At 45.3% G+C, this 6,802-nt stretch carries 6 protein-coding genes; all 6 read right to left on the reverse strand.

Features of this window, described 5'->3' with window-relative positions:
• Nucleotides 1-175: 175 nt before the first annotated feature.
• Entirely contained in the window at nucleotides 176-1,177 is a 1,002-nt protein-coding gene (locus ACR0QE_RS12770) for an asparaginase (protein ID WP_432628718.1), read from the reverse strand.
• A gap of 63 nt (nucleotides 1,178-1,240) precedes the next feature.
• Nucleotides 1,241-2,521, reverse strand: coding sequence for a LarC family nickel insertion protein (locus tag ACR0QE_RS12775; protein WP_432628719.1), 1,281 nt, complete (start codon nucleotides 2,519-2,521; stop codon nucleotides 1,241-1,243).
• Between the two features lie 49 nt (nucleotides 2,522-2,570).
• The gene (locus ACR0QE_RS12780; protein ID WP_432628720.1) at nucleotides 2,571-3,707 is read right to left on the reverse strand and encodes an aldo/keto reductase; all 1,137 of its coding nucleotides are present in this window, start codon (nucleotides 3,705-3,707) and stop codon (nucleotides 2,571-2,573) included.
• Between the two features lie 255 nt (nucleotides 3,708-3,962).
• A complete protein-coding gene (locus ACR0QE_RS12785; RefSeq protein WP_432628721.1) occupies nucleotides 3,963-4,901 on the reverse strand; it encodes an SIR2 family NAD-dependent protein deacylase in 939 nt (312 codons plus the stop codon).
• Complete coding sequence (locus ACR0QE_RS12790) at nucleotides 4,868-5,596, reverse strand: 4Fe-4S binding protein (RefSeq protein WP_432628722.1); 729 nt, start codon at nucleotides 5,594-5,596, stop codon at nucleotides 4,868-4,870. The genes ACR0QE_RS12785 and ACR0QE_RS12790 overlap by 34 nt, the downstream gene beginning before the upstream one ends.
• Before the next feature lie 22 nt (nucleotides 5,597-5,618).
• Nucleotides 5,619-6,802 (reverse strand): radical SAM/SPASM domain protein, ACGX system (gene acgM, locus ACR0QE_RS12795; protein ID WP_432628723.1); only part of this gene is annotated, 1,184 nt, incomplete at its 5' end.

Here is a 6,802-nt window from a genome sequence, read left to right on the forward strand (position 1 = left end):
ATATGATATTGTAATAAGTATTTGTGTCTGTTTTTAGATTTCCATGTTCCCATGATATAAGCATACAATAATATCTAACTTTTGGCTACCTTAACCCACCGTCTAAAGTCAGTGGGATTGCGGTAGCCTCATTTCAAAGTTGTTATCAAAATGTATTATCCGAATTTACCATTATTTATAGTCGAATTTTTACCTCTCCGGCAATATCAACCGAGAAATATTCCTTCATCTCCCGAAGATCATCTGTCTGACCGAGCACCCACATCAGTTTTGTCATCGCTGCTTCAGCTGTCATGTCATACGCCTGGAGAACCCCCTTTTCAAGTGCCAGCCGTCCTGTCTCATAGACAGAGAGATTGCTTCCCTCATACCGACACTGACTCCCGACGAGAACCAACATTCCTTTCTCGACTACCTTTCCGACCGCACCAATAAAATCATTTTTGAGAAACGGCATCCCACCAAGCCCGAATCCCTCAATAAATACGCCCCGGCATCCTCTTTCGTAGAGAAGTTCCAAAACGTCCGGCGTGATGCCCGGATAAAGTTTCAGAAGTGCAACCTTATCTGAGTAAGCGGTCTGCGGTCTGAAAATCCCCCGTTTTTCTATCAGATTTTCCCGAAAAATCTGAAGTCCGAGCGAACTGATCTCCCCGACATACGGATAATTAATGCTCTCAAATGCGTCAAAACTCATTGTCCGGACCTTGGAAGCACGACAGCCCAAAATTACTTTTCGATTGAAGGCGACAAAGACTCCCGGGCAGCCGCTGGCAGCCATGTGAATCCCGCATCTGCAGTTTTCCAGCGCATCTGCCACCGGATTGGCCATGGAAAGCTGACTTCCCGTGACAACAACCGGAATCGAGATGTTCTGGAGCATGAAGGCGAGCATCGAGGATGTATATGCCATCGTATCCGTGCCATGAATCACTACAATTCCATCATACTCGTGGCTCTTCTGTGCAATACATGATGCCAGTCCCGCCCAGTCTTCCGGTCCAATATTGGCACTGTCAAGAGAACAGAAATCTTCTGTCTCAAGCGTCAGATTCTTTGAAACCAGCTTTAATTCCTCCATCATGTCCTTGCCGCTGATCCCCGGCACAAGACCATTTGCACTCTTCACGGAAGAAAGAGTTCCTCCCGTGTTGATGATCAAAATTTTCTTAGACATCTCACTCTTCCTCATCACTCTGTCGTGGTTATTCCGTTTTCATCCCCTCATCTATCCCTTTGTTTAAACATGAGAGTTTTTTTGTTCACGGCGCGTTAAAATTCTCTGTCTTTTCACCAGATCATCCACCTGCGAAATTGAGAGATTTTGCTGCCGCGCAATTTTTGCCAGATCATCATACTCTGCTTTTTCACGCTCTACGCCCCATCCCGAAACATGTTTGATCCTCACAGGGCCATACTCTGTTTCCACGGTTTCCATGGAGCGCTTCAAGACATAGCGATTGCAGACTTTCTCCCGGATTCCGAGCGTTGTCGTGTGAAGAAATAAAAGTTCAATCATCCGTTCCCGCAGTTCCGAACGACACATACAGGTGAGAAGAACCGCCGGTCGATTTTTCTTCATTCCGATCGGCATGGTATAGACATCGAGAGCTCCAGCCAGAAATAATTCCTCCATCGCAAATCCAATTCGTTCCGGCGTCATATCATCCAGATTACAGCAAAGCTCCAGCACACTGTCTTCACGCTCTGCACTCTCGCCCATCATTGCACGCATGACTACTGTCTCTGTACCTGCTCTAAACCCATAACCAATTTGTTCCACCCGCATCCGCGGCTGGGTGCCAAATTCCTGAACAAAATATTTGATCAAACCGGCTCCCGTCTGATCACAGAATTCTCCCGGAATCTGCTCATCCTGAATCTGTCCCCCATAAGTCGGTACCTCCCGCAAAATCCAGGCAACCTCCGGAGATGGAATCGGAAAAAAGCCATGATCCCCATGCCCAAGTCCACTGCCAACCACAACAGAGGATGCTGCGATGCGCTCCGGCTTCAATTCATCCAGCAAAACGCAGACAGCGATCACTTCCGCCAGTTCTGCCTTAAATTCAACCGACTGACCGCAGACAGCAGACTTTGCCTCTGCAAGCAACCGGTATACCGCTTTCACCTGCTCTCCCAGCTTCTCCGGCAAATTTTCCAGCAATCCCGGACCCGGACAAAAATCCAGACAAGAATCCCTACAAAAATTCAAATCAGGATCTGAATCAGGGGCAGAGCTTGAATCAGAACTGGAAAGAAGTGAACGTTTGGGCTTAAATTGGTGATGCGAAAGAAGCGAACCATCATTCATAACGGCGGCGGTATCTTTCAGGATCTTCATGCGCATCCCGGCAATCCCACCGCTCACAACCGATTCAGCCTGAAAACTCAGACCCGGTAAGTTTAATCGGTTCAGCCGTTCCATCACCTGATTGGGATTTGGATGGATCGCCAACAAGGCGGATGCCAGCATCTCTCCTGTCACCCCCATATTACAGTCTAAATATAAGGTTTTCATGTCCCACATTCTACTCCCCTCGCATCATTTTTGTCCATTTCTGACGTTGTTATTCCTCTGAGGTTTCTGCTTCTTCCGGCTTCTTCTCAAATTCTTTCGCCACATCCATAAGCAGATCACGAATCGGTAGATGCTGAGGACAGACTTTCTCGCATTTGCCGCACTTGATACAGTCAGATGCCTTTCGACCCGGAGCGGTATGAACTACATTGTAATAGTAATCCGCATTCCAATCATGGTAAATCTGCTTCGTATTCATCGTTGCAAACAGATCCGGAATCGAGATATGTTTCGGACATCCATCCGTACAGTAACGACAGGCCGTACACGGAATCAGATGTTTGCTTCTGAAAATTTCCTGTACTTTCCGAACTGCGGCAAGTTCCGTTTCATTTAACGGCTTGAAATCCCGCATAAAGGAGATATTATCTTCCATCTGCTCCATATTGCTCATGCCGGAAAGCACCATCATCATGCCCGGAAATCCCGCTGCAAAACGAAGCGCATAACTTGCCGGACTTCCACCGTGCAGTTCCTCCAAAACAGCCTTTGCATCCTCCGGCAGATTGACCAGATTTCCACCCTTTACCGGCTCCATGACAATGACCGGTTTTCCAAACTTCTGACAAACCTCATAGCACTTACGGCTCTGCACCGCCGGATCATCATAGTCCACATAATTGAACTGGATCTGCACGACCTCCACTTCCGGATACTCTGTCAAAATCTTCTCCAAAACCTCCGCACGGTCATGGAAGGAGATGCCGACATGACGAATCTTGCCCTCCGCCTTCAGCGCAAATGCGGTCTCATAGGCATGACACTCCTTGAAATGCGAATAATTTCCCTCGCCCTGCGCATGCATTAGATAAAAATCAAAATAATCGACTCCACAGGCTTTAAGCTGACTTTCAAAGACCGGGCGAATATCTGCCTCCGTCTTAAAGAAATTTGCGGTGAGCTTGTCTGTCACAATATAACGATCACGCGGATAACGGCTTGTCAGGCATTCTTTCAATGCAAGTTCACTCTTTCCCTGAAGATAGCCGTGCGCAGTGTCAAAATAGTTGAAACCTGCATCAAGAAACGCGTCCACCATCCGTTTTGTCTCTGGAATATCCACCTCATCATTTTTCATCGGAAGACGCATAAATCCAAAACCAAAATTTTTCTTTACTTTCTCCATTTCTGACTCTCCTTCCTGGCAAAAAACTTACAATTTCTAAAGCTCTAAATTTTAAAGACCCTACTTAAATTCTAAACGATTTTATTCACAGATGCAATTCCTATCACAAAAATAAGAATGAGCCTTCTCCTCACATCAGGATAAAATACTCATTCTTATCTGCAATTTGATTCATTTTCTTTTTCGACTTTTTTCCGGCGCGGCGTGATTTTATTAATTTCAAACTGGTGTAGTTCAGAATCTCTTCAGGTTCTTCTAAAGCTGGTTCAGAATCTCCCCAATATCTCCATTGATACAGATCGATCTCTCTAAAATCTCATCTGGTGCATATGCCTCCCCCTTATTCAGGCAGGCATAAACCGCGTGTTTCCATTCCCGTGTCATGTTCCAGAAGCCGTATTTTATGATACCTGGTGTGTTGTAACCAACCGCTGTCTCAAGAAAAAGCACCTTCATATCCTCATGTCTGCGCAGAAAATCTGCATACCGCTCTGAAGCGCGATACCATCCCTCATCCTGCACAAACGTATCATCCGCGCGCAGATTCATGCTCATCGGAGCCCCACATTTCGGACAATGCGGAACTAACTCCGACGGAACCGTCATCTTGGGAGTCGTATGCTCCGGTAAATTCAAAATACTATCCTCACCAATCCGGTATCCCTGCGCCTCGACCATTTTACGGATGATCTCCTCATTGTCGTATGTCTCTGCACGGCACGGCTTGCTGCACTGAAACAGGCCATAATCCCCCTGCGTGTAGAACAGGCGACGTTTGTCAAAACTAGCTTTCTGGAAACAATGATCCACATTTGTCGTCAATACAAAATAATCTTTTTCTTTCACGAGATTATAGAGTTTTTGATAGACATCTTTCGATGGATTCATATAGCGGTTGATATAAATGTATCTGCTCCAGTATGCCCAGTGCTCTTCCAGAGTTGAAAACGGATAAAAGCCCCCCGAATACATATCCTGAAACTGATATTTTTCGGCAAAGTCCTGAAAATATCGCTCAAACCGCGCTCCTGTATAAGTGAAACCAGCAGAGGTGGAAAGTCCTGCTCCTGCACCAATGATCACAGCATCTGCACGATCTAACTCTTCTCTGAGCCAATCGATCTCACCTTTTCTGTCAGAGGCAGTTTTCTCTTTTCCATCTACTCTATTCCGCGAAAATCTCCAACCGAACATTTGTCTCCTCTCTTTCTAGCCGTTCTTCTCTCCACCGCCCCTACTGGACAATTTTCAAAACAGCTTCCGCAGTGCAGGCAGTGATTCTGCTTAATCACTAATGGTCTTCTCTTTCCATTTTCCGCTTTGCTTCTATCTTCTTTTTCATTTCCATTTTCATTTGTGTTTTCCACTTTATCAATACAGCTCTGCGGGCAAACCTGCATACACTTGCCACATCCAATACACTTATCGGTTATGAAATATCCCTTTTTCTCTATTTTAGCATTTCCAAGACTATATGTCTCTCTAAAAATCGGCTTGACCCCGAGATTAAAATACTCGACCTCGCCTTTGTCAATGCAGAAAATCGTCGTGATCTCACGCGTATCCCCCGGATATACATTGGAAAGATATGGCTGTTCCTCAAAGATCTTGTCAACCCATTTTTTCTGTTCTTCCTGCGGGATGGCATATGCTCTTGCAGACAGACGAATCATCTCTTTATACTTGGTGTAACACAAAATCTGCACTCTGCCATCCTCAAGCAGTTCCTTGCAGAAATTCTTTCCGCGCGCTGTGAGAAAATATAACGCATTTGGCTCATAGTGAATCGCACTAATATTTCTAATCTGCGGCGCCCCATTTGCATCTACGGTTGCGAATGCAAGAACGCCGACAAGTTTCATTTTCATTAAACATGTGGATAAATCCATTTTCAATTTTCCCCCTTGACCTTTAACATAAAAATGACTCTCCAGTCAGCTCATTTCTCGTCTTCCAGCACTGCGGATCTGTCCCGTAGAAATCACCGCTTGTACCATTTGCGACTGCCGGACATCCTCTGCACCATGCCTTCAGCTCGCATTTGCTACATTTCTTGAACTTATCAAAATCCCGGTACTTCTCCATCTGGCAAATCCACACATCCGCTAACCGGTCCTCAAATACATTTGCCACTTTGCTATTGGTGACTCTCCGGCATGCCATGATATCGCCGTTTGAGGAGATTGTGATGTGGCAGTTTCCGCAGTTGCAGCCGCCGTAGATCATCTCATCCTTTGTCTCTGTATTCCCTCTTTCTACGTTCTCTGTTCCTACGCTTTCTGTTCCCGTATTTTCTGTTTTTGTATTTTTTGTTTCTGGATTTTTTATTCCTGTCGTCGCATTTTTTAAACTCTGGAAGGAATCATCCGGTAGAGAAAACTGCCCAGTCTCATACTCGTACAACGTCCAGAGGTGATCCTTTTTATTAAAATAAGTCTTACATCCCGCTGCCTCATATGCCTTGTACTTCGCATCACAGCTTTCAAGAAGATTTCTGTATTCCTGTGGAGTCATGCTTGTATCCACCTCTCCACCAGTCGGCACATAGCGCGAAAATGCAAATATTTTTACATTCGCATTTACCACCGCATCAATGATATCCGGAATCTCGTTCATGTTCGTCTTTGACACGGTACTCATAATCACACTTGTGATTCCGGCGCGGTTTAAGCATCCCACTTTCTCTAAAGTGAGATCAAAACTTCCCGGTTTTCGGAACCAGTCGTGCGTCTCTCTCATTCCATCCAGTGACATCTGGTACTTCTCGCATCCGCAGACTTTCAACATTCTGCAAATTTCATCGTCGAGATGAAACGGATTTCCCATCAATGTAAATGGAATTCCTTTGCTCTTGAGCAAAACCATCAATTCCCAGAAGTCCGGATGAAGGATAGGATCTCCGCCAGTAATATAAAAGTACGGCACTCTGTGATAAACTTTACAGAAATCCTCACAATTTGCCACCACCTCCTGCATCTGTTTCCACGTCATGCTTTTTAGTTCCTTACAGCCTTCTCCCGAAAAAATATAACAGTGCTTGCATCTCTGGTCACATTCGTCTGTGATATGCCATTGAAATGAAAAATATTGTTTCA

The organism is Brotaphodocola sp. (assembly GCF_050873065.1).
Taxonomy (GTDB): domain Bacteria; phylum Bacillota; class Clostridia; order Lachnospirales; family Lachnospiraceae; genus Brotaphodocola.

What these genes read in the sequence shown, in the direction of transcription:
- ACR0QE_RS12770 (WP_432628718.1), bottom strand. Translation starts at nt 1,177, where the DNA reads ATGTCTAAGAAAATTTTGATCATCAACACGGGAGGAACTCTTTCTTCC.
- ACR0QE_RS12775 (WP_432628719.1), bottom strand. Translation starts at nt 2,521, where the DNA reads ATGAAAACCTTATATTTAGACTGTAATATGGGGGTGACAGGAGAGATG.
- ACR0QE_RS12780 (WP_432628720.1), bottom strand. Translation starts at nt 3,707, where the DNA reads ATGGAGAAAGTAAAGAAAAATTTTGGTTTTGGATTTATGCGTCTTCCG.
- ACR0QE_RS12785 (WP_432628721.1), bottom strand. Translation starts at nt 4,901, where the DNA reads ATGTTCGGTTGGAGATTTTCGCGGAATAGAGTAGATGGAAAAGAGAAA.
- ACR0QE_RS12790 (WP_432628722.1), bottom strand. Translation starts at nt 5,596, where the DNA reads ATGGATTTATCCACATGTTTAATGAAAATGAAACTTGTCGGCGTTCTT.